This is a genomic window from Gilliamella sp. CG13 (assembly GCF_046635805.1).
In the GTDB taxonomy this organism is placed as follows: Bacteria; Pseudomonadota; Gammaproteobacteria; order Enterobacterales; family Orbaceae; genus Gilliamella; species Gilliamella apicola_I.
In genome coordinates, this window is sequence record NZ_JBIDFM010000018.1 from 1 (window position 1) to 2,873 (window position 2,873).

The 2,873-nt window shown below is 36.5% G+C and carries 1 protein-coding gene; it reads left to right on the forward strand.

Annotation, left to right across the window (positions count from 1 at the left end; translation table 11 throughout):
* Positions 1 to 18: 18 nt before the first annotated feature.
* A partial coding sequence (locus ACGH6R_RS11105) for an SdrD B-like domain-containing protein (RefSeq protein WP_411599834.1) occupies positions 19 to 2,873 on the forward strand: 2,855 nt, incomplete at its 3' end.

Genomic DNA, 2,873 nt, shown 5'->3' on the forward strand with positions numbered 1-2,873 from the left:
CTGGGGACATATAAGGTTGTGGCAAAGACAACGGAAGGTGAAACCATTGATCGTTCAGTGCAACTTATCGTTGATACCGGTGCGTCTGCTCAAAACTTATTTATCAAAGGGCAAGGCGGTGATATTCATTTAGATGTTAAGGATGAAAAAGGTAATGGCGCCAAAAATATTCCCATTAAACTAATTAATTCTGCATCAACAAAAGAGTTAACGCTTGCCACCAATGATAAAGGTGAAATTGACATCAAAAATACTTTAAAAACCTATAAGTATGACCTAATTGTTGATATTGAAGATTTTATTGCTGACTCAAGTAATCAAACTAAATATACCTTATGGGATGCAACATTACCCGATAATTCGCATAAATACATTAATACGATAGAGTTTAATATGAATGGTACCAATCAAAAAGGTGCATTCAATATAAAACCACGTAATGAATGGGGCGTCGATGGAATCGTAGCTGTAGATCAAAACAATGACGGTATCTATGGTGCTGATACGGATACTGGCGCATTAGGTATGAATGTCGAGCTTTACTATCCCGGCACGACAACCAAAGTTTTGGGCACAAAAACGATAACTACAAGCGATGATGGTCTATATCGTTTTAAAGATTTAGCGGTGGCGAGTTATGACATAAAAGTAACCAATGTGAAAGCGCCTTATATTCCACTTAGCAAACTTGAACAAAACATCAAAATAACAGATGCAAATAACCAAACAAGTGGTCCGACATTTTTATTAAAAATTGATCCAAATGATTCAAGTTTATCTGGTATATCGGGTCAGGTATTTGTCTTATCAAATCAGTTTTTGCCTAGGGGACCTGATTCTGGTAAGCCTTATATTATATTACCTGTATCAAATACGACTTATTTAGAAACCCCCGTCGATCTTTATCAATACGATGATAGTACATGGAAAAAGATTGCTACACAAACAACAAATAAGAGCAATGGATTATATCAATTCCGTGGTTTGGCGATCGGCAAAGATTATAAAGTAGTCATTAACGAATCCGGTATAGATTTAAATTCCTATATTTTTGTGAATGATTCTGATGGTAAATCAACCAGTACTTCACCAAAATCAAGAAGTAGCCATAAAGGGAAAGTAAAACTTAGTAATGGTACTCAGGCTAATATCGCTCCTAAAGAAATTATTGTTGTTGGTTTAGGTAAAGGAACCCAATCGAATCGAAACTTTTGGTATTCTCCCCTTCGAGAGAACTTAGGAACGTTAAACGTTGAAAGCAATATTAGAACAGCTAATTCAACTACAGCTTGGGGTGGTATTGTTAATGGTGTCAGCCCAACACACACTGCTACAACTTACATGAAAGTCTCTTTTTATGAAGAAGACGGCGTAACTCCGCTTCTTGATAAACAAGGAACCCCATTAGCTGCAACACTCGGCAAACGTGGTTCGTATGGCGTGCTCGGTGCGCTCGGTAGGGTAGCTGCTCCGATTGATCATGCCGGGTTATATACTTATAAAATTGATGATATTAATGACGAAATTGAAGTTGACTATTCGAGTGGTGATTATATTTTAACGATACAAACGGAACTTTCACACTCGAATGCTATGTATTTCAAACCTAAAAAGCCGAATACGCTATCTGGTTATGTTTACTTAAATAATAGTCATTCTGGCGCTTTGGGTGATTATAACCCAGATGAAGATACAGCAATTAAGTTTGCTCAGGTATCGTTATACAAAAAGCAGTCAGATAATACATGGAACTTATTCACAATTTTTGGTACGAATCAGGACGGTTATTATAATTTTACAAATCTACCGGATGGTCAATATCGTGTTTTAACTAGACCAAGTTTTTCTGCTGGAAGTAATTTTAATTCACAAGATATTGAACTTGAAAATAATGATCAAAATACTGGCGTTGAAAATAACCAGTCAGTTTTTGAAATAAAAATTGAAGGTGGAAAGGCGCATAATAAGGGAACTAACTTTTGGTATAAGCTGAAACAACAAGATTATGTTGTTCGTGGTAAAGTTTACCTAGATACATATTCTGGCAAAGGGAAATTAGAAGTTAATATTCCAGGGACTTATGATGATCTACCACTTTTTGATGCGACAGTCTTACTTTGTAAAGATAACAATGCTTGTGTAATAGGCGGACAAAGTGTTATTGCATCTAAAAAAACTGGTTCTGATGGGCTTTATAAATTTACCGGCGCTGATGGGCTAACAGCTGGAAAAGATTTTATCGTTAAAGCATTACGTAAAAGCGTAACAGCAGTAGAAAATAGCAGTCAAGATCTTGCAGCTAGCCATAAAATTCGATTTGACAAACTTGGTGCACCAATTGTTAAAAATTTTCTAATGCAAGGAAAAGGTAATATTCGTGCTATGCCTGTTAATGATATGAATGGCGATAGGTATGGTTCAGATTCAGAGAGAGGGACTAATACATCAAATGTTTATTATTGGGATAAAAACAGTAATGATTATCAGTATTGGGGTAAGTTCTGGACGATGGAGCTATACTCATTACCGGAAGGCAAATACCGTATAGTTCACACTCCGGGCAATGATTTTATCGACATTGCGGATGTGGATCCAGCAACACCACCAGGAACGTTAGATTTTGAAGTATTAGCCGATGGTTCACTTGCCAATAATTTAGATAAAAATAAATTATATCTAATGCAAGCTCAAGTTGTACCATCAAATACGACCGAGGCAATTTCGGGCAAGCTTTATCTGGATGTAACAGGTTCTAAAAACAAAGACGGGGCAGCTGAGCTCACTAAAGAAGAACTTATTCAATATAATAAAGGTTTGCTAACCGTAAGTGGTATTTTTACCCCTCGCATCTACCCGGGATATTTTAACGGTAA